The organism is Haemophilus haemolyticus, from assembly GCF_003493685.1.
Lineage (GTDB): Bacteria > Pseudomonadota > Gammaproteobacteria > Enterobacterales > Pasteurellaceae > Haemophilus > Haemophilus haemolyticus_O.
This window is the reverse complement of the sequence record NZ_QQJW01000002.1, coordinates 166,286-185,916: the sequence shown is the minus strand read 5'-3', so window position 1 is coordinate 185,916 and position 19,631 is coordinate 166,286. Positions and strand designations below refer to the sequence as shown.

The 19,631-nt window shown below is 40.1% G+C and carries 29 protein-coding genes and 1 tRNA gene; 24 read left to right on the top strand and 6 right to left on the bottom strand.

Annotation, left to right across the window (positions count from 1 at the left end; genetic code table 11):
* The first annotated feature begins 23 nt into the window (after positions 1–23).
* The 7 genes from truD to DV434_RS03200 all read left to right on the top strand — a co-directional run bounded on the left by truD (position 24) and on the right by DV434_RS03200 (position 5,182).
* Positions 24–1,043 carry a tRNA pseudouridine(13) synthase TruD gene (truD, locus tag DV434_RS03230; RefSeq protein WP_118781851.1) on the top strand — a complete coding sequence of 340 codons (1,020 nt, stop codon included), beginning with the start codon at positions 24–26 and terminating at the stop codon, positions 1,041–1,043.
* Between the two features lie 9 nt (positions 1,044–1,052).
* Positions 1,053–1,793 (top strand): 5'/3'-nucleotidase SurE, encoded by a 741-nt coding sequence (surE, locus tag DV434_RS03225; protein ID WP_118781850.1) that lies wholly within the window; start codon positions 1,053–1,055, stop codon positions 1,791–1,793.
* Positions 1,794–1,822: 29 nt separating this feature from the next.
* Positions 1,823–2,401, top strand: coding sequence for a YqaA family protein (locus tag DV434_RS03220; RefSeq protein WP_118781849.1), 579 nt, complete (start codon positions 1,823–1,825; stop codon positions 2,399–2,401).
* Positions 2,402–2,409: 8 nt separating this feature from the next.
* Positions 2,410–2,595: a hypothetical protein gene (locus DV434_RS03215; protein ID WP_118776208.1), complete on the top strand. Its 186-nt coding sequence runs from the start codon at positions 2,410–2,412 to the stop codon at positions 2,593–2,595.
* Between the two features lie 23 nt (positions 2,596–2,618).
* On the top strand, positions 2,619–3,938 hold the full coding sequence (gene nlpD, locus DV434_RS03210) for a murein hydrolase activator NlpD (protein WP_118811454.1): 1,320 nt from the start codon (positions 2,619–2,621) through the stop codon (positions 3,936–3,938).
* 84 nt (positions 3,939–4,022) lie between these two features.
* Positions 4,023–4,376, top strand: a complete 354-nt coding sequence (locus tag DV434_RS03205; RefSeq protein ID WP_118785498.1) for a helix-turn-helix domain-containing protein — start codon at positions 4,023–4,025, stop codon at positions 4,374–4,376.
* Positions 4,361–5,182: an IS3 family transposase gene (locus DV434_RS03200; protein WP_118785497.1), complete on the top strand. Its 822-nt coding sequence runs from the start codon at positions 4,361–4,363 to the stop codon at positions 5,180–5,182. The genes DV434_RS03205 and DV434_RS03200 overlap by 16 nt, the downstream gene beginning before the upstream one ends.
* Positions 5,183–5,235: 53 nt before the next feature.
* Here DV434_RS03200 and dusC read toward each other — a convergent pair whose 3' ends face one another.
* From dusC to dauA, 5 genes are all read right to left on the bottom strand, one after another.
* Entirely contained in the window at positions 5,236–6,168 is a 933-nt protein-coding gene (gene dusC, locus DV434_RS03195) for a tRNA dihydrouridine(16) synthase DusC (protein WP_118785297.1), read from the bottom strand.
* Entirely contained in the window at positions 6,168–7,034 is an 867-nt protein-coding gene (gene djlA / locus DV434_RS03190; protein WP_118785296.1) for a co-chaperone DjlA, read from the bottom strand. The genes dusC and djlA overlap by 1 nt, the downstream gene beginning before the upstream one ends.
* 78 nt (positions 7,035–7,112) lie before the next feature.
* The gene (gene pyrE, locus DV434_RS03185) at positions 7,113–7,754 is read right to left on the bottom strand and encodes an orotate phosphoribosyltransferase (protein ID WP_118785295.1); all 642 of its coding nucleotides are present in this window, start codon (positions 7,752–7,754) and stop codon (positions 7,113–7,115) included.
* Positions 7,755–7,777: 23 nt separating this feature from the next.
* The gene (rph, locus tag DV434_RS03180; protein ID WP_118785294.1) at positions 7,778–8,494 is read right to left on the bottom strand and encodes a ribonuclease PH; all 717 of its coding nucleotides are present in this window, start codon (positions 8,492–8,494) and stop codon (positions 7,778–7,780) included.
* A gap of 70 nt (positions 8,495–8,564) precedes the next feature.
* On the bottom strand, positions 8,565–10,307 hold the full coding sequence (gene dauA / locus DV434_RS03175) for a C4-dicarboxylic acid transporter DauA (protein ID WP_118785293.1): 1,743 nt from the start codon (positions 10,305–10,307) through the stop codon (positions 8,565–8,567).
* A gap of 124 nt (positions 10,308–10,431) precedes the next feature.
* Between dauA and DV434_RS03170 the strand changes: the two genes are divergently transcribed.
* Together DV434_RS03170 and DV434_RS03165 are read left to right on the top strand one after the other, a co-directional pair.
* Positions 10,432–10,521 (top strand) — tRNA-Ser (locus DV434_RS03170).
* Positions 10,522–10,720: 199 nt separating this feature from the next.
* Entirely contained in the window at positions 10,721–11,935 is a 1,215-nt protein-coding gene (locus DV434_RS03165; protein WP_118775651.1) for a tyrosine-type recombinase/integrase, read from the top strand.
* Between the two features lie 25 nt (positions 11,936–11,960).
* Here the strand turns inward: DV434_RS03165 and DV434_RS03160 are convergent, their stop codons facing one another.
* Complete coding sequence (locus tag DV434_RS03160; RefSeq protein ID WP_118785292.1) at positions 11,961–12,218, bottom strand: hypothetical protein; 258 nt, start codon at positions 12,216–12,218, stop codon at positions 11,961–11,963.
* A gap of 495 nt (positions 12,219–12,713) precedes the next feature.
* Between DV434_RS03160 and DV434_RS03155 the strand changes: the two genes are divergently transcribed.
* The 15 genes from DV434_RS03155 (at position 12,714) to DV434_RS03085 (ending at position 19,629) form a co-directional block, all read left to right on the top strand.
* Positions 12,714–12,944, top strand: coding sequence for a helix-turn-helix transcriptional regulator (locus DV434_RS03155; RefSeq protein WP_118785291.1), 231 nt, complete (start codon positions 12,714–12,716; stop codon positions 12,942–12,944).
* Complete coding sequence (locus DV434_RS03150) at positions 12,941–13,633, top strand: hypothetical protein (protein ID WP_111407753.1); 693 nt, start codon at positions 12,941–12,943, stop codon at positions 13,631–13,633. The genes DV434_RS03155 and DV434_RS03150 overlap by 4 nt, the downstream gene beginning before the upstream one ends.
* 11 nt (positions 13,634–13,644) lie before the next feature.
* Positions 13,645–14,583: a P2 family phage major capsid protein gene (locus DV434_RS03145; RefSeq protein WP_239992753.1), complete on the top strand. Its 939-nt coding sequence runs from the start codon at positions 13,645–13,647 to the stop codon at positions 14,581–14,583.
* Positions 14,583–14,807: a hypothetical protein gene (locus tag DV434_RS03140; protein WP_118785290.1), complete on the top strand. Its 225-nt coding sequence runs from the start codon at positions 14,583–14,585 to the stop codon at positions 14,805–14,807. Before DV434_RS03145 ends, DV434_RS03140 begins: the two co-directional genes overlap by 1 nt.
* An 8-nt stretch (positions 14,808–14,815) precedes the next feature.
* On the top strand, positions 14,816–15,022 hold the full coding sequence (locus DV434_RS03135) for a hypothetical protein (RefSeq protein WP_111407755.1): 207 nt from the start codon (positions 14,816–14,818) through the stop codon (positions 15,020–15,022).
* A 108-nt stretch (positions 15,023–15,130) separates the two neighbouring features.
* Positions 15,131–15,394, top strand: coding sequence for a type II toxin-antitoxin system RelE family toxin (locus tag DV434_RS03130; protein WP_006995583.1), 264 nt, complete (start codon positions 15,131–15,133; stop codon positions 15,392–15,394).
* A gap of 11 nt (positions 15,395–15,405) precedes the next feature.
* A complete protein-coding gene (locus tag DV434_RS03125) occupies positions 15,406–15,798 on the top strand; it encodes a helix-turn-helix domain-containing protein (RefSeq protein WP_118785288.1) in 393 nt (130 codons plus the stop codon).
* 60 nt (positions 15,799–15,858) lie between these two features.
* Positions 15,859–17,019: a hypothetical protein gene (locus DV434_RS03120; RefSeq protein ID WP_118785287.1), complete on the top strand. Its 1,161-nt coding sequence runs from the start codon at positions 15,859–15,861 to the stop codon at positions 17,017–17,019.
* 153 nt (positions 17,020–17,172) lie between these two features.
* A complete protein-coding gene (locus DV434_RS03115; protein WP_118785286.1) occupies positions 17,173–17,391 on the top strand; it encodes a helix-turn-helix transcriptional regulator in 219 nt (72 codons plus the stop codon).
* Positions 17,392–17,697, top strand: a complete 306-nt coding sequence (locus tag DV434_RS03110; protein WP_118785285.1) for an Ogr/Delta-like zinc finger protein — start codon at positions 17,392–17,394, stop codon at positions 17,695–17,697.
* 508 nt (positions 17,698–18,205) lie between these two features.
* Positions 18,206–18,397, top strand: coding sequence for a host cell division inhibitor Icd-like protein (locus DV434_RS10945; RefSeq protein ID WP_238144050.1), 192 nt, complete (start codon positions 18,206–18,208; stop codon positions 18,395–18,397).
* Positions 18,390–18,629, top strand: a complete 240-nt coding sequence (locus tag DV434_RS03100) for a hypothetical protein (protein WP_118785283.1) — start codon at positions 18,390–18,392, stop codon at positions 18,627–18,629. The genes DV434_RS10945 and DV434_RS03100 overlap by 8 nt, the downstream gene beginning before the upstream one ends.
* Complete coding sequence (locus DV434_RS03095; protein WP_118785282.1) at positions 18,626–18,973, top strand: hypothetical protein; 348 nt, start codon at positions 18,626–18,628, stop codon at positions 18,971–18,973. The genes DV434_RS03100 and DV434_RS03095 overlap by 4 nt, the downstream gene beginning before the upstream one ends.
* Positions 18,970–19,269, top strand: a complete 300-nt coding sequence (locus DV434_RS03090; RefSeq protein ID WP_239992752.1) for a hypothetical protein — start codon at positions 18,970–18,972, stop codon at positions 19,267–19,269. Before DV434_RS03095 ends, DV434_RS03090 begins: the two co-directional genes overlap by 4 nt.
* Positions 19,270–19,344: 75 nt before the next feature.
* Positions 19,345–19,629, top strand: coding sequence for a hypothetical protein (locus DV434_RS03085; RefSeq protein ID WP_118785281.1), 285 nt, complete (start codon positions 19,345–19,347; stop codon positions 19,627–19,629).
* Positions 19,630–19,631: the final 2 nt, after the last annotated feature.

Sequence of the window (19,631 nt, the reverse complement as noted above, 5' to 3'; positions counted from 1 at the left end):
TCGATAAAAAAGAACCCTTAATCATGCTCGATCAACTCCCTTATTTGGCATTAAAAACTCCGCCAAAAACCACCGCACTTTTAAAGGCTGAATGTGCGGATTTTATTGTAAAAGAGCATTTAGGCTATGAAATGTCGGGCGATGGAGAGTTTGTTGCATTGTATGTACGCAAAACAGATTGCAACACCTTATTTGTTGGCGAAAAATTAGCTAAATTTGCCGGTGTTTCTGAACGCAATATGGGATATGCGGGGTTGAAAGATCGTCGAGCAGTGACAGAACAATGGTTTTGTTTACAAATGCCAGGAATGGAAACGCCCGATTTCAGTCAATTTGAATTAGATGGCGTAGAGATTTTAACGGTTACTCGACATAACCGAAAAATTCGCACGGGTAGCCTTGAGGGAAATTATTTCGATATTTTATTACGCGGTGCAGAAGAATCTGATGAGCTTAAAGCGCGGTTGGATTTTGTGGCAAATTTTGGTTTCCCCAATTATTTTACGGAACAACGTTTTGGTCGGGATGGTCATAACCTCACGCAAGCATTGCGTTGGGCGAAAGGGGAAATCAAGGTAAAAGATCGCAAAAAACGCAGTTTTTATCTTTCCGCCGCGCGCAGTGAGATTTTTAATCTGGTTGTGGCTGCACGTATTGTAAAGGGCGCAACAAATCAAGTTTTGCCAAATGATATTGTGCAATTAGCCGGTTCACACAGTTGGTTCAAAGCGGATGAAAAAGAAGACTTAAATGCCTTGCAAGTGCGGTTAGAAAATCAAGATATTTTGCTTACTGCCCCTTTAATTGGTGAAAATGTGTTGGCCGCAAGCGATATTGAAAATGAAATCGTAAATCAACATTCAGCTTTCGATCCTTTAATGAAACAAGAAAGAATGAAAGCATCGCGTCGCCCATTATTGATAAAAGCAAAAGGGTTTTCTTGGGCATTTGAGCCAGAAGGCTTGCGTTTGAAATTTTATTTGCCAGCAGGCAGTTATGCCACGGCATTAGTTCGTGAGTTAGTAAATTATACAGAAGCATAAGGAAGTACAATGCGAATTTTAGTCAGTAATGATGACGGTTTTCACGCGGAAGGCATTCAAGTTTTAGCAACAGAATTAAGAAAAATTGCAGAAGTCATTGTTGTTGCACCTGATCGTAATCGAAGTGCGGCATCAAGCTCGCTCACATTAGTGGAGCCATTGCGCCCACGCCATTTAGATAATGGCGATTATTGTGTAAATGGCACACCTGCAGATTGTGTACATTTAGCGTTAAACGGATTTTTATCTGGCCAAGTGGATTTAGTGGTCTCGGGCATTAATGCAGGTTGCAATATGGGCGATGATACGATTTATTCAGGCACATTAGCTGCAGCCCTTGAAGGGCGTCATTTAGGGTTGCCTGCTATTGCTGTTTCGTTAGATGGTCGTCAACATTATGAAACAGCAGCACGAGTGGTGTGTGATCTCATTCCAAAATTACATCATCAATTATTAAATCCTCGTGAAATTATTAATATCAATGTGCCGGATTTACCTTTTGAAGAATTAAAGGGTTACAAGGTGTGTCGCTTGGGTTACCGTGCGTCGTCTGCAGAAGTCATTAAACAAAGGGATCCTCGTGATGAAACCATTTATTGGATTGGTCCTTCAGCATTACCCGAAGATGAAAGCGAGGGAACAGATTTCCATGCGGTAAAAAATGGTTATGTGTCTATCACTCCAATTCAGGCAGATCTTACTGCACATCATTCACTTTCGGCTTTACAAGATTGGTTAGCGCAGGAATAATGACTTGTGTTAGCAAATAGAGAATAAATATGAAAATTTTCGGCGCGATGTACGATAAAACTATGCAATGGTCAACGCACCGTTTTGCGACTTTCTGGCTCTCTTTTGTTAGTTTTATCGAGGCGATATTTTTTCCTATTCCACCTGATGTGATGTTGATCCCAATGTCAATGTCAAAGCCAAAAAGTGCGGTAAAATTTGCATTTTATACGGCGATTGCTTCTGTCATCGGTGGGGTTATCGGTTACGCTATTGGTTATTATGCAACCGACTGGGTAGAAAACATTGTGCAACAATGGGGATATGGTGCGCATTGGGCAAAAGCCATAAATTGGTTTGAGCAATGGGGCGTATTAGTTGTGTTTGTGGCGGGTTTTAGCCCAATTCCTTACAAGGTGTTTACGCTCTGCTCTGGAGTAATGCAAATGGCATTTTTCCCTTTTGCCATCACCGCATTTGTTTCACGTTTAGCGCGTTTCTTGCTGGTGGCAAAATTAGCCGCATGGGGCGGTGAAAAATTCGCCGCAAAATTGCGAAAATCTATTGAAATTATTGGTTGGTCAGTGGTGGCACTGGCTGTCATAGCTTACTTTATATTGAAAAACTAGGATAAAAAATGAATAAATTAGGTCTTATTTTAATGGTTGGATTCGTATTAGTTGGATGTGCATCAGAACCGGTTAAAGATCCAGATGCGTTGCCAAACGGCATCATGCAACCAGTAGAAGGCACGGGTGCTGTTGCTGGCGGTAGCTTTATGCCAGAAATCCAAAAAAACACAATGCCAGCGCAAATGAAATAATAACGGAACAATAAGGAATTACTATGAAAAAATCGTTTCTCTTACTCCCTTTGAGTCTTGTTGTATTATCGGCTTGTACCTCTAATTCTCCAGCGCCAATCAGCAATGCTGATGACAATCTTTCCCCTGGCATCATGCAACCAGTAAATGGTGGAGATATGGGCGGTTCTTGGCAACCTGAAATTCAAAAAAACACGGTACCAGCGATGGGCGGTGTTCCAACAGGCGTGCAAACTCCACAGCCAAATTTCCAACCAACCTATCAACAGCCTGCCATGCCAGCAGCGCCTGCTCAACCGGCATTCAAACCTGCGCAGCCAGCTTTTCAGCCGGCTCAAAAACCAGTAGCGCCAACACCAGCTCCAGCGCCAGCTGTGCAAACAAAAACAATCACTAAAACAGTTTCTGATTGCGTAGGTTCTCAACATATTAATGTTCCGCGCAACCCAAATACCAATGCACCAGATTATAGCCAAATTGAAAAAGGCTCTTACAAAGGCAATACCTATAAAGTAAACAAAGGCGATACCATGTTCTTAATCGCCTACTTGGCAGGGATTGATGTAAAAGAATTAGCAGCATTGAACAACATGACAGAGCCTTATAGTTTGAGCCTAGGTCAAACTTTAAAAATCTCTAATTGTGGCACAAAAACAGTGACAACAACGGTTCCGGTAAAACAACCTGCGGCAGCGGCAGCAACAGCAACAACTACTGCAGCTGCACCGACTGCGCCAGCAGAACCAGCAGTCACCTATACACCAGGTGCAAATGGTACGCAAATGGGATCTGATGGCACAATCATTGGCCCAATTAAATCTGGAGCAGGTGTAGCGAATACCGCACCAGCAATGGTACCAGTCGCGACAACTCCTGTTACCCCTGCGACAACACCATCAGTACCAACAACACCAGTAGAGAACACCAATAGCACACCGATTAATGCCAATGTTGTTGCACCAATCGCATCAAATGTTGCATGGCAATGGCCGACTTCAGGTAATATCATTCAAGGTTTCTCCAATACTGATGGCGGAAATAAAGGGATTGATATTAGTGGCTCTCGTGGACAAGCGGTAAAAGCAGCTGCATCAGGTCGCGTAGTGTATGCTGGCAATGCTTTACGTGGTTACGGTAATTTAATCATCATCAAACATAATGATGATTTCCTAAGTGCTTATGCGCATAACGACAAAATTCTTGTAACCGATCAACAAGAAGTCAAAGCTGGTCAAGAAATCGCAAAAATGGGTAGCTCTGGTACAAATACCGTGAAACTCCACTTTGAAATTCGCTATAAAGGTAAATCAGTGGATCCAGTACGTTACCTCCCAAGACATTAATCTTCCTCTAAAAAGAGCGGTGAAAAATGATCTGCACCCCAAAAGTTGGACTAACCAAACCAACAATTGAGGTGCAGATTTTTTATGGGTAAACACTACACAATCGAATTTAAATTACAGGCTCTCCAACCTATTTTGAATGGGAAAATGAGTATTAGAGAAGCTGCGCGTTTTTACAATATTCCTTCCAACGCCTTAGTCGGGACATGGTTGAAACGGTTTGAAAAAAGTGGCATAAAAGGACTGATTCCCCATAAACCATCAGGACGACCGCCAATGAAACCCAAATATGCAAAAATGCCACCGCCACCCAAAACTGAAGAAGACCGTTTACGTTTGAGAATTTTACAGCTTGAAGCGGAGGTAGCCTACCTAAAGGAGTTGAGAAAGCTCAGACTTCAGGACGAAGCCGAGCAACAGAAATTATCCAAAGGTTAAGAACACGCTATCCGTTAAAATGGCTTTTAGGCTTTGCACAGTTAGCGCGTAGTACATTTTTTGCTAAACTTCAGATTAAACTGGATAAGGATGAGCCGCTGAAAAAGGCCATTAAACGCATCAAAGCCAATCATCCTGATTATGGCTACCGACGTGTTCATGCCTGCTTGCCAGGCGTGAATCATAAAAAAGTCCAACGTTTAATGCAGGCACTTGGGCTTCAAGTGCGGTCAAGAAAAAGCAAGAAATTGACGACCTATCGAGGCACGATAGGGGTGATTGCACCGAATCATCTTGAACGCGATTTTAGTGCAACGGCCCCGAAACAAAAGTGGGTAACTGATATCACCGAGTTTAAGGCGAAAGATGGGAGTAAAGTCTATTTATCCCCTATTTTAGACTTATTTAACAATGAGATAGCCTCCTATAATCTCAGCTATTCCCCAAACTGGGCACAAGTAGAGGACATGTTAATGCAAGCCGTCAAAGGGCTAAACAACGCTTGTGGTGTCATTTTACATTCAGACCAGGGATGGCAATATCAAATGGTAGCTTATCGTCGAATCTTGGCTGAACATGGCATCATTCAAAGTATGTCGAGAAAAGGGAATTGCTTGGACAATGCCGCGATGGAAAGTTTCTTTGGGCGATTAAAAACGGAATGTTTTTATGGTCGGGAATTTAACAGTAGAGAAGAGATAGTTGATGCCGTCAGGGATTATTTGGATTACTATAACCACCGACGGATTCAACTAAAATTAAAAGGACTGAGTCCGATACAATATCGAAAGCAATCCTTTAAATGACAGTCTAACTTTTTGGGGTCAGATCAAAGAAAACCTGCTGATTAGCAGGTTTTTTATTTATCATTTAAACGTAATTTCAAATCTTCAGCATTTTGGCAAGTCTTAATCTTATCAAACACTTGGTTCGCTTCATCATATTCCTTATTCAAATAACGTAACCATTGTTTAATTCGTGCCACATGGTAAAAACCGCTGTCATATTCATTTTCGACATTAGCATATTTTTGCAAGATTTTTTGAATCTCACACCAAGGCATTTTTTCTGCATTTGATTTCAGAACATGACTTAAATTCGGAATATTCAACGCACCTCGTCCCACCATTAAATCCTGACAGCCTGTTTGAGATAAGCAGTCTTGCCCACCTTGCCAATGCCAAATTTCTCCGTTAGCAATAACAGGAATGGATAAACGCTCTCGGACTTCGCCAATTTTTTTCCAATTAATTCGATCAGCACGATAACCATCAGCTTTTGTGCGCCCATGAACTGTAATTTCGGTTGCGCCGCCTTGCTCTACCGCATCAGCGATTTCAAAAGCTTGAGAAATATCACCCCAGCCTAACCGCACTTTTACACTAACGGGGAATTCACTTGGCACAGCTCTGCGTAAGGCTTGAGTGGCACGATAAATCAATTCAGGCTGTTTCAATAATGCCGCACCGCCATTGCTGCCATTCACTGTTTTAGAGGGGCAACCACAATTCAAATCAATGCCATGAGAGCCAAGTTCTATCGCACGAATTGCATTTTCAGCAAGGCATTCTGGATGCTGCCCAAGCAACTGTACTCGAACAGGCGTACCAGAAGAAGTAAAGCCCTGATTTTTTAATTCAGGGCATAAACGATAAAATACTTTTTCAGGAAGAAGTTGATCAACTACGCGCACAAATTCTGTTATACATAAATCGTAGTCATTCACTTCGGTGAGAAGTTGGCGTACAAAGGAATCTAAAACCCCTTGCATAGGCGCAAGAATTACACGCACTATTTCCAGCCTTTTGCTTTACAAATTAAATCGTAAGCAGCTTGAATCTGTTGAGTTTTTTCTTTTGCCATTTCCATCATTTCTGGCGGTAAACCTTTTGCCACGAGTTTATCTGGATGGTGTTCATTCATTAAACGACGATAAGCGCGCTTGACCGTGTTTTGCTCGTCGGACTCAGTCACACCCAATACTTTATAGGCATCATTTAAAGTTGGGCCAGAAGCATGTTGGTAACCACCACTATTTTGTTGCTGATATTGGTAGCCACCTTGATATGTACCTTGTTGATATTGCTGATAAAAACCGCCTTGAGTAAAAGCTCGAGCAGCCATTTCCATCGCAATCATTTGTTCAAATTGCATACGAGAAAGACCAAGTTCTTCAGCAATTACATAAAGCACTTCTTTCTCATTTTCGTGAAGTTCTAAATCGGCAAAAGCCGCTTGAACTTGCACTTGTAAGAACATTCGCAATAAATCAGCACGTTGCCCACAGCCAATGCGAAATTCACGGATAACTTGGCGAATCGGGAAATCAGATTCTTTACCACGACGAAACGCATCTTGCGCTAATTTACGTCCCGCATCATCCAGTTTAAGCTGAATCATTAATTGATTAGCTAATTGGATATCTTCTTCTGTTACACGCCCTTTCGATTTGCTTAAATGCCCTAACACCGCAAAGGTGGTTTGCATAAACAAGTCTTGACGCGTTGTTTTCTTTTTAAAGAAACTAGAACTTACCGAACCAAGCTCATACAATTTTTTATCTGCAATAGAACCTAAAATGAGCCCAGCAATCGCACCAAAAAATCCACCAACTTTCCAACCTAAAAATACGCCTATAATTTTTCCAATAAATCCCATTCTTTCCCCTGTTAAGTCAAAGTGCGGTTATTTTTATAATGTTATTTATAATGATGACAAAAATTTATTTCTCAAGTTTTATACGCCAAATTCGGCACGATAAGCACGCATTTCTGGCAAATGGCTACTGTATCGAGGATCTTGTTCAATAAATTGCATCAAATCATCTAAATCAATGATGGATAACACTTGGCATTGATAATCACGTTCTACTTCTTGAATTGCTGAAAGCTCACCTTTTCCTCGTTCCTTACGGTTTAGAGCGATCAATACCGCCGCAAGCTCAGCCTGATTTGCACTGATTAATTCCATAGATTCACGGATCGCAGTGCCCGCCGTAATCACGTCATCCACAAGCAAAATTTTTCCTTGCAATGGGCTACCAATTAAATTACCGCCCTCTCCGTGATCTTTCACTTCTTTGCGATTAAAACACACGGGCTTATCAATACCATAACGATTAAATAGCGCCACCGAAACTGAAGTGCCAATTGGAATACCTTTGTAAGCCGGGCCAAAAACCACATCAAAATGTACCGCACTTGCCTGAATTGCCGCAGCATAGAACTCGCCTAAACGCGCTAAATCTGCCCCCGTATTGAACAAACCCGCATTGAAAAAATACGGACTTTTACGCCCCGACTTCAAAGTAAACTCTCCGAATTTCAATACATTTCGGCTTAAAGCAAATTCGATAAAATCACGTTTATATTGTTCCATTTTTTAATCCCTATAAACTGTGTTTATAAGCCTATCGCTTCGCGTTGAGCGATGAAAATTTGATTACAGCCTTGTTTCGCTAAATCTAATAATGTTAATAATTCTTCATGGCTAAATGGCTCGCCTTCTGCAGTGCCTTGCACCTCAATCATTCGACCATCTTCCATCATCACAACATTCATATCGGTTTCCGCTGCAGAATCTTCCACATATTCCAAATCACAAACAGCTTGCCCCTCAACAATCCCTACGGAAATTGCCGAAACTAAACCTTTAATTGGGTTAGTTTTTAACGTGCCATTCTCAATTAAACCGTTAATCGCATCACATAATGCGACTGCTGCACCAGTAATGGATGCAGTACGTGTGCCGCCATCCGCTTGAATAACATCACAATCTAAAGTAATCGCACGTTCACCAAGTGCTTTGAGATCCACCATCGCGCGCAAAGAGCGGGCAATTAAGCGTTGAATTTCCATTGTGCGTCCGCCTTGTTTACCTTTAGCCGCTTCACGTTGCATACGACTATGTGTTGAACGTGGCAACATTCCGTATTCAGCCGTGACCCAGCCTTGCCCTTGTCCTTTTAAGAAACGTGGCACCGCATCTTCCACGGTTGCAGTACAAAGCACTTTGGTATCACCAAATTCAACAAACACAGAACCTTCAGCATGCTTGGTGTAGTTACGGGTAATTTTAATTTGGCGGGGTTGATTATTTTCTCGATTATTTGGACGCATAATTATTCCTTGATATGGTTTCGAACGATGTAATAAAAAAGCGCACTATTCTAGCACGCTTTAGTTTTCATTATTGGGTAGTTTTTTCAAAGTCACGAATTTTATGGAAAGTTTCGTTTAAATCTGCCGCAAAATTAATCTTTTGAATTTCTGGTGAAGAATTAGATTTAACTAACATTCTCAACGGCTGGAATTGCATATTGCACAAGTAAAGTTGTTGATGCGGCAACATGTGTTGAACAAATCGGGTAAGCGCATGAATGCCACCAGCATCAAGCACTGTCACTGCATCACATTGCAGCACAATATGTCGGATTTCGTGATCGGTATGAACCGTTCTATCATGCAAATCCGCAAATAATTTATCCGCAGCAGCAAAGAAAAGTGGACCGCTAATTCGGTAAACCAAAACGTCATCTAAATCTTCAGGCGCATTGAGTTCAATGGCTTTTGTCATCTCAGCAATCGTCCGAATAAACAAGAGACTCGCAAGCAACACCCCCACACTAATCGCAATCACCATATCAAATAATATGGTCAAAATAAGACAAGTCAGCAACACTGCCATTTCATTTTTGCCTGAACGGCGAGCAAGGTGAATAATATCGTGCACACTTGCCATATTCCACGCCACCACCAACAACAAAGCAGCCATAGATGACAAAGGCAAATAAGAAAGGGCTTGCGAAAACAAAAGTAAAGCGAACAAAACAAGTATTGCGTGCACGACACTCGATATTGGCGATACCGCCCCTGATTTCACATTAGCCGCAGAACGAGCAATCGCAGCTGTTGCCGTAATCCCACCAAAAAACGGAGAAATGATATTCCCCAAGCCTTGTGCTAATAACTCGTTATTAGAATGATGTTTAGTATCTGTCATATTATCTAAAATCACGGCACAAAGAAGTGATTCGATTGCGCCCAATACCGCCATTGAAAAAGCAGCAGGTAATAACGCTTGTAAGCTATTAAAATCCCAATGAATTAATTGACCTTGCGCATCAGGAATATTCCACGGCAGAGAAAAATCTGGCAATACATTAGGAATTCCATGACCAATGGAACCATCAGGCAAAGTATATTGGAATGCAGATCCAATCGTCGCCACCTGAAAACCAAAATGCTGTAATACTAAAGCTAAAATTGTACCAATAATTACGGCAGGTAGATGTCCTGGCACTGCCAAACGCAATTTATGCCATTGAGTTAGGACTAATAGGGTTACAACACCAACCACTGCATTCGCCCAATTTATCGTAGGAAGTGCGGTAAAAATTGTTTGGATTTTTGCGAGATAATGCGCCGGCATTTTTTCTATGGAAAGCCCAAAAAAATCCTTAATCTGCAAAGTACCAATAGTAATGCCAATACCACAAGTAAAACCTAAGGTGACGGGCAACGGAATATATTCAATTAAACGCCCTAGGCGAAATAACGCCATCAACACCAAAATCATCCCAGAAAGCAACGTTGCCATCAAAAGACCACTTAGCCCAAATTGTTGGGTAACAGGGTAAAGAATCACAACAAAAGCGGCTGTAGGCCCAGATATATTAAAGCGAGAACCACCAGTCAGCGCGATAACGATACCCGCAATAATTGCCGTATAAAGACCATGTTGTGGCGGTACACCACTCGCAATCGCCAAAGCCATGGAAAGCGGAATCGCAATCACACCGACGGTCAACCCTGAAATAATGTCGCGAATTAGCGATTTTTTCGAATAACCTAAACGAAAGGAATCTTTCAGCGCGCTAAAGGGTTTTACGGCTAAAAAAACATTTTTAGAAAATAACGCTTTAATATGCATAAAAAGACTACAAACGATAAATAAAGTGCGGTTATTCTAGCGAAACTTTTAAAAGTTTTTTATGTTCTAGCGCAAAAAACTTGACTAAACTGGAGCAAATCTTTATAGTTTGCGCACCTTTTACGGTGAGATGTCCGAGTGGTTGAAGGAGCACGCCTGGAAAGCGTGTATGTGGGAAACTGCATCAAGGGTTCGAATCCCTTTCTCACCGCCACGAACCTTGTCAAATAACGTCTATCTTGTCAAAAAACAACGTAAAAACAATGATTTAGTTATATTTAATGTGTTTCTTTCGTTGGTCTATGTTTGTCTTTGTTTCCGTTTTTAACCCCCTATTTAACCCCCTGTTAATTTTGGGGATCTTAGGTGGGGGTTAAAACGTTTAGTTTTTAATCATACAAAGGCATTTCATTATGAAAATAATCAAACCTCTTACAGACTCAAAGATCCTATCATTTAAAGCACAGGAAAAAGAATATACAAAACATGACGGGAAAGAATCAGGGCTAGGAATCAAAATTAATTCTAGCGGCTCTAAGATTTGGTATTTTTTCTATAAATTCGATAATAGAAAAAGAAAAATGAGTTTAGGCGAATATCCCGCCCTTTCATTAGTTCATGCTCGCGAAATGGCTCAAGAATATAGAGGTTTAGTCCTTCGCCATATTGATCCTCAAGTTTATCGCCAATCTTTGCTTAACCCAGTTGAAGAAAAGAAAATTACTTTTTCTGAAATGGCAATTAGATGGCGTGATAAGCGTTTAAAATTGGGAAAACTTAAACCCGAAACAGTCAATGATGCTTTCCGCCGTGTGGAATTGCATTTATTCCCCAAAATAGCAGACTTACCTATTGAGCAAGCGAGTTATAAAACCTTTGAACCCGTATTATTGCCGCTTAAAAACTCAAATACGCTTTATAAGATAAACATTGCAATAAATCAGATTTTCAGAATGGCAGAGGATGAAGATTTAATTGTTAAGAATCCGTTTAGAAAAATTCATGATGAGTTTACTTATGTGGAAACTAAAAATCATCCGACACTTGCACCAGAAGAATTACCCCGCTTGTTTGAAGTGATGCAAGGGGCAAATTTAGAAAAACCAACCGAGCTTTTAATCAAATGGCAATTATTAAGTATTTTGCGTAGTTCGGAAGCAGTTAGTATTGAATGGGCAGATATTGATTGGAATGCGAAAGCCCTACATATCCCCGCTGAACGAATGAAAGGCGGTAAGCGTTCTCATAGTGTTCCACTTTCACGGCAAGCCCTCAATATATTAGAGCAAATGCGCCGTTATACTGGCAACCGTAAATATGTGTTTTGTTCACGCATTGCGCCTTATAATCGCCCGATGAATAGCGGTGCGGCAAATGTTGCTTTAAAGCGTATGGGATTTAAGGGGTTGTTAGTTGCGCACGGCTTACGCAGTATCGCCAGCACGTATTTACACGAATTAGATCGCTTTTCTTCTGAAGCAATCGAGTTATGCCTATCTCACGAAAATAGGGGGAAAGTGCGCAAAGCCTACGATAAATCGCAGAAGTGGCGTTCTAGACAAGAGATTATGCAGACGTGGGGAGATTATGTTGAGCAGTGCAAGGTTCAAGCCTTGCGGATGAGTTAGTATTATGGGGCGGATATTCCGCCCTTTATTCTTCCTCGCATTCATCTTCATCTAAACAATCTTCATCATAATAAGGCTCAATGTATCTATCTTTTACCGCTTTCGCCTTTTGTTCTTCTTCCTTGTCTTTGTAATGTTTAACTACTCGATAGACAACATAAGCAGCCACGGCTTTTTTAATTATTCCGCTGGATTTCTTTTTTTGTTGTGCGGCAATAGCGGTATTCATCGAGCACAAGAAGATAGCCATTGCAAGAGAGAAAATAAACGCTCGCTTAATCATTACCAAGCCTTGCTATTACTGGTTTTCCATGGGGTTATTATATCAAAATCGCAAGCCCTACAATACTAAAAAACCTAAATTCCCACTGTTTTTAATCGATTTTTCTTTTGCGATAAAACGCAGTCAAACCCTCGCCACGCCCGCGCATTAAATAGGTCGATTTCAATGCAAATTTTGAAAGCGGCTTACCCCTTGCCAGTATTGACGCACTTTTATTTTTTTAATATGAAAACTTAAACGCAAACCAACGCAGAAAAACGCTAGATTTAGGCATAAAAAACCTTATTTTGCTCATTTTTCGCCTTAAAAAATTGGACAGTTTCTCTAATTTCCCCCGCCTTATTAAAAAAATAACGGCTAAATCACCCGCCATTTTGTCGTAGCTAACTTCACACCGTGAAGCGAATGCATCAAAAACAGCATTTATCTAATATAAAAGCCGTTCCAAATGTAACGCTTGGACACAGTCGATAACGAAATTTTAAGGGCGACAATATGCAAAATGAACCGCAACCCAATGACCGTTTTTTACGTATTGATGAGGTTGTTCATTTAACCGGTCTTTCACGCTCGACTATCTATGAATACGCAAGATTGAAACGCTTTCCAGAGGCGGTAAATCTTGGCAGCAATAAGCGCGCATGGATTGAAAGCGAAGTAAGACAATGGATGAATGAGCGAATTAATCAACGCAATGACAAACGAAAACAGGAAGATCACCAATGACACCAATCAAACTAAAAAACCCAGAAAACCAAACCAAATTCACCGCACTTTTAGATGCATTGAATGCAAAGAAAGCGAACCTAATTGCTCTCGATGAAGAATTGAAGGCACTTGAAGGCAAGCAAGCCAAAAATGCCGCAACACTTGCCGCCGTGCGTAACGAATTTGAAACTGAAATAAGCAAAATCAAAGCGAAATTCGACCAAGAAAGCGAATTAAGCCTAGATGACTACGCAGAAACACAAAAGCTAAAAGCCGAATACACCGCGCGCATTGATTTCTTTAATGCCGTAGGCGAAGAATTACAGCCAAAACTCTATAAGAAGCGTGAAGCCGTTTACGATGAGAAAAACGCATTTTTAGCGGCAAGAAAAGCACTTTATCGCTTTGCAGCCACCGCCTTAATGGATGAATTTATTGAAGCGAATAAAGCCCAAATTGCGTTATTTAAAGGGATGTTTGTTTATTCCTGTGACTATAACGAATATACAGGCAGAGACGGTCACGATGAATTCAATGACATCCTCGAGAAAAAATTCCAAGTTGAACTGCATTTACCTCAAGGAACAGGCTTGCCACCGCTTGCACTTGCCTCAGATTGGCAACCGAAAACCCCAACCCAATTACACGCTGAAACATTTGCACCGCAAGAGAAAACGGGCTTTAAACGTTTATTAGACAATATGTAAGGAACACTAAAATGGAAAAATTAACCCAACAAAAATTCACTGAATATAAAAACGACTTAGACGGTAAAAACACTGGCTCAAGCGATTATATGAATGACTATGTCAAAGTAGAAAAAATTATTACTCAAGGCGTAAAAAATCATGCATTTTTAGGTTTAATCACGACAAAATTTGCGCAAGAAATCAATAATACCGCCCATGAATTTTCATTACCTATCGCAAGCAACACCGATACAGACAAACACGACCGCACACCGCGTAATTTTATTCAATCCACTACGCCTTTTGAGTGTGCGCAAGTCAATTTAGATGTATGTATTCCTCATAGTGAATTGGATAAGTTTACTGCCGTAAATTTTGAAAAAGAATTGAATGCACGCCTAGGCGGGGAGCTGGCAAAAAATCTAACGATGATTGGTTTTCACGGCCAGCACCGCGCACTTGATTCTAACCCCGAAACGAATCCATTAGGCGAAGATGTTGCTAAAGGTTGGCACGCTCAACTGAAGGAAAAAGACCAATTTATCAACGCAGCTACATTAGCGGGACAAACTCACACACAACTTATCAAAAAAGCCCTTGAGAAATTACCAGCAAGACTACGCGAAAGCGGCGAACTTATCGCAATTTGTGGGCGTCATGTTTTAAGCAATGCACAGATAAACCTTGATGCGAAGCAACTCAATTCACCAAATGGCGTATTACTTACTGCGCAGAATCTCATTGGCGGGTTGCGTGCGATTAATGTGCCTTTCTTTCCTGCTAACTGCATTTTAATTACAACGCTTTCTAACCTTGCGATTTACTTCAAACAGAACAGCGCACGCTTGTTCTTCAAACAAGAACCGCGACAAAATAACGTGCAAATTTATTTTTCTGTGATGCTTGATTACTTACTAGAAAATCACCGCCATGCGGTGCTAATTGAAGGCATTGATGAGGTGCAATAATGGACCAGATAACCCCCGAAGAATGCGCTAGTAAATTGCTTGAAGCCGTGCATTTATTTATCAATTACAGCGTGCAGGATTATATTTCACGTGGAATCATACAGGCGAATGAAAAGCCTCGATTTATGCGTGAATTATGGGGGCAGCTTGAACAAAGTGCGCTAGAAAACAACCGCACTTTCAACAATAAAGCCACCGCGTCCGCTTGTTTTACGTTTGAATAGGGGGAGCAATGCGACAAACTCACGTAAATAACAAAATGAGAAAAGAAGATATATTCAGGCAGCTGGATTCATTTTCAGACCGTGGGGGCGATATTATAAAGGCGGAATTTATGGCGTACCTTTGCAACATTGGCGCGCTTACTGAACGCGAAGCCATAGACCTCACAACCGAATATATCAAGCGATGCAAAAAACTCGAACGCAATCGCTACTAATCAAGCCCCGAAAGGGGCTTTATCTTTATAATAAAATCTAATTTTCTTATTGCAAAGATAGATTATTAACTTATAATCTAATTAATGATATACACTCAAAGAATCTCGATGAATATCGTAAACTGGACAAAAGACGCGTTACGGCAACTCTTGAAAATAGATGGGCGTTACCAAAAAGCAATAAGGGAAAAAGCAAATGCCTTAAGCGAATTCCCTAGTGAAGCACTAGACACAAAGAAACTAAAAGGTGAAGAGGGAAAATGGCGGTTGCGCGTAGGTAACTACCGCATAATTTTTGAAGTGATCAACGGTCAACCCAAAATTATCAACATTCAAGCGATTAAACGCCGTAGTGAACGCACTTATAGTTAGGAGAAAGCAAAATGAACTTAAATCACAGATATATAAATAATTCACAAGGGCAGCCTGAATTTGTTATTTTGCCTATCGCAGAGTATGAAGACTTAATTATGAAGGCAAGCCCTTTTGATGATGAAAATGCGGAAGAATGGGAAAATATCCCTGTAGAAGCAAGCGAAGATGGCAATGAATTAATCCCAAATGATGTAGTCAATATCATGTTTGAACAGGATGTTAGTTTATTGGCTGCATGGCGCATTTATCGCAGTCTTTCACAAGCTGAAGTAGCAAAACACACTGGGTTAACGCAATCCGCAATTTCTCAAGCGGAACGCAAAGAAAGCAAACCGCAGAAAAAGACCCGTGAAAAATTAGCAAAAATCTATCAATGCAAGCCTGAACAATTAGAACTATAAAGCAAGATATGACAAAGCCCACTAAACTGGGCTTTATTTTTACTTAGGATAAGAAAAATTATGGATACAAATAAACCAATATTACCCCCTAGAAAATGGTATAGCCTGCAACAGGCAGCGGATAAATTAAGTAAGGATTCTGGGGAATATGTAACAAAGCAGGATATTCTGCATTATGCTAGTCAAGGATATTTAGAATTAGCTATCTATATAGATTTTTATAAAACAGAATTTGATGATTATAAATTCAATATAAAAGGAATGGACATGAATTCAATGATAAATAAGCTTTTTATTATTGAATTTAGAGGATTTTCTTGGAATTCATTCAGAGAGAATTATCATTTCGAACAATCTAGATTAACAATTAAGGATAAGTTTAAACATATATTCAGTGGCTCATGGAATGATTATGAAAATGAGGATTACGAGTATGATGATTACGAAGATGAAGATTACGAATATGATGATTACGAAGATTCTACTCCGTCTTTCTATAATTCACTTCCATTTGGGCCTAAAGAAAGAATGAAAAAGGCAATAGTCAATGATAAAGAATTATTTATTATTACAAATATAGAGGAAGCAAAAGGATTTTTTGTTATTGATTTTCTGGATTTTGAACACTTAATGCTAGATGAAGATAACTTACAAATTAATTGTAATGACATTATTCTCAGGTTTTCAAGAACCATAGAAAATACTAATGGTTTAAATATCGTTATAAATGGTGTAGGTAAAAAATTTGATCGCCAGCTTTTTATTAACGAGCAATCTATTTTTATTCTTTATGACGATTTAGTATTGTTTACTCAAAAAAACCAAAAAATTCGTAGCTTATCAACTATTGAAAGTTACCTGGATGAATTTAAAGATCCAACTAGAGAAGGACAGTTAGCCCTAAAAACAAAGAAAACGGACCAAATAATAGAAAAAGAACAAAAAATAATCGAACAAACACAAGAAGAATCGAAAAAATTTTATGAAAGAATAATTATAAAAAGTTGTATGGAAACCGCTAAAAAATATCCAGATGCAGGGGTTTATTCTATTGTTAACGCAGTCATTCAGAAGATAAAGACAGATTATGGTGTAACAGATAGAAAAATGTTTTACAGCGAACGGCACTATGTAAACAAGCTAAGAGAAAATGGAAAAAGCCCACACCCTCAAAGAGGTAAAAATGGAAAAACCATAGAGCCTATAATAAAAATTTCATAATAAACAATAAGGTAGAATGGAAAAATACTTTTTCGATTCTACCTTTTTTATTTCCATTTTCATCTACATTCTTCCTTCCTACCATACACCCCGACAAACAAGACATTTCAAGACACGTTATTTGACAATTTCTACAACCAAACAGGGGCAACTATGGAAAAACTCGAACACGCCAAAGTGCGTTACTACTCAACTGCTACGATTTGCAAAATGTTAGATGTATCTCGTGCGTGGTTATGGGATCAGGTTAATGCTGGCCACTTTCCGAAACCAATTAAATTAGGGCGATTAGCGCGCTACAAGGCAGAAGATGTAGAGCGTTTTCTCGCAAATCAAGAGCAAATAGCTGCAATTAATTTAATAGGGGAATAAATGGCAGGTTTAACGATTTATTGCCCTTTTTGCGGACAACGTGCGGGCATTCGCACCACTGAAAAACTTTCATTGCTCGTTACAAAAGCACGGATTTATTGCCCTTCATGTGGGCAATTAAACGCCGATTTTGTCGGGCAGATTAGCAACATTAAAAGGGCGGTTTATGTGGATTGCCCCGAAGCGAAAAACTGGGAGAAAACCGAAAAAGAAACCTTGCAGGAAAAGGGCATAAAGCCGATGACGAATGAAGAACGATTAGCACAGTTAAAAGGGCAAGATAAAGCGCAAGGCAAGTTGTTTTAAGGCGTGCGCTGACTTGAAGGCAAAAAAAAGCCCCGCGAGGCTTGGACTTGGTTGGCGCGGGGACTTAGGAAAAAAACCATACAACGAAAGATTTATTATGAAATTTAGCCAAAAAACTAAACGGGCATATTATACTCGAAAAACAAACACTTATTACAAAACGAACAAAAATATCCGCTTTTTGTTTATTTCACGCTTGACAGATAAAACGAGATTAAACTATATTGAATGTGCCTTAGCAAATTGCAGGGTACGGTCGTCGAAAGCCGTTTTATTATCAAAGGCGAACAGCGCGCCAATTTGCGCTTTTTTTGTTCGTAGCGTTTACGCACCTATTCAATATAGCCTATTTTCTGATAGTCTATTCTCTATGGTAGCGCATAACGGGAAAGGTTTTGACCTTTGCCGTTTTCCTTTGATAGCGGTTTTCGACCCCGTTATGTGTTACCGCCAAATCGTCGAAAGTTTTGCGGTAGCTTCTCAAAAATTATCAAAGGACACCGCAGAAATGATCTACAAATTTCTATGCGTTAATCGCACACACCCGCACTTTAATTTGTGCATTCAAACTATTCACGCCAACACCGAAGAAAGCGCAAGATTAAGCCTTAACGCTGATTTTCGCCACCTCGTCACCGTTGCAAAAATCAACCCGAAATTTAACCGCACTTTAGCGATGAAAGGGGGGATTTATGCTTGATATCTACGTTTTAACCGCATTCGATTTTTATCGTCAAAAACACTATACCAGCCGCTTTTATGAATACGACGATGCAGAACGCACCGCTCGATTTTTAATGCAAAAAGATCCAAATGTCTGGGCGGTAAAAATTCATAAACAAGAATGGGGCCCCGTTGAGAAAACCGCACTAAAACGTGTGCATTCTCGCACCTTTGAACAACGATTCAAAAGCAACGAAGGGGGCGAATGATGAATAACGATTCAAACCAATCATTATTAGAGGGCGTTTTGATTTATTCGAAGAATGACCAGAAAAAACTGAAAAACCCTTCTCTCGTATTAATTGAAGAGCTTTGTGCACGTTTTAATATTCCTCGATGTAAAGAATTGGAATATGACGATTACTCTATTATTGACCGATTGGCCTTTTATGGTGCGTGTTATTTGGCGCTATTTAAAGAGTTAAAGGGCACAAAGGTTGATTATTGGATAGATAACGCATTATGCGATATTTACTCACATAACGGACGCTATCCATTAGAACAATGTTTAGAAAAATATGCAGAAATGAAAGCGCAAGAGGGAGGCAAATGATGAACACTGAAAGCGTAACAACCCAACAAATTTTAGATGAACTAAAAGAAATCAAAGCACTATTAAGCAAGCCCGAAATAAACGAACACAGTCGAGAAATTTGGGATATTCAAAAGATCGCCGATTATTTTGGGTTTTCTTACGAACACACCGCCAAAAATATCGTAGCAAGCCCACATTTCCCCGCCCCCATTGATATAAAAGGGCGCACAGGTTGGAAAAGCAAAAATCTTTATGTATCAGGGGAGGTTGTGGCTTTTTGCTTACGTTGGAAGAAAAAGAAAGTGCGATTGTAACCCGCTAAAAATACACCGCACTTTTAAACACAGGGGCGCGCAAACGCCCCGATTTAACCCACGGAATAAAACAGTATGCAAGAACAACCGCTAACAGTAGAAAGCCTTAAACGCATTTTAGCTAATTATGATGAACGTTTAAGCCGTTTAGAACGCAGTGAACAGGCGAATAATCCAAATGAAATTTGGACACCTCGACAAGTCGCAGAATACGCCAAAATTTCTTACGGCTATTTTATGCAAACCCTTTCACTTGATCCCAATTTTCCCGCAAGCGTCGGCACGCTGAAGAAACGCGCTCCGAAAAAATACCGTGCGGCAGAGGTTATCGAGTTTTTTAAGAATCGGAATAAGGCATAGGG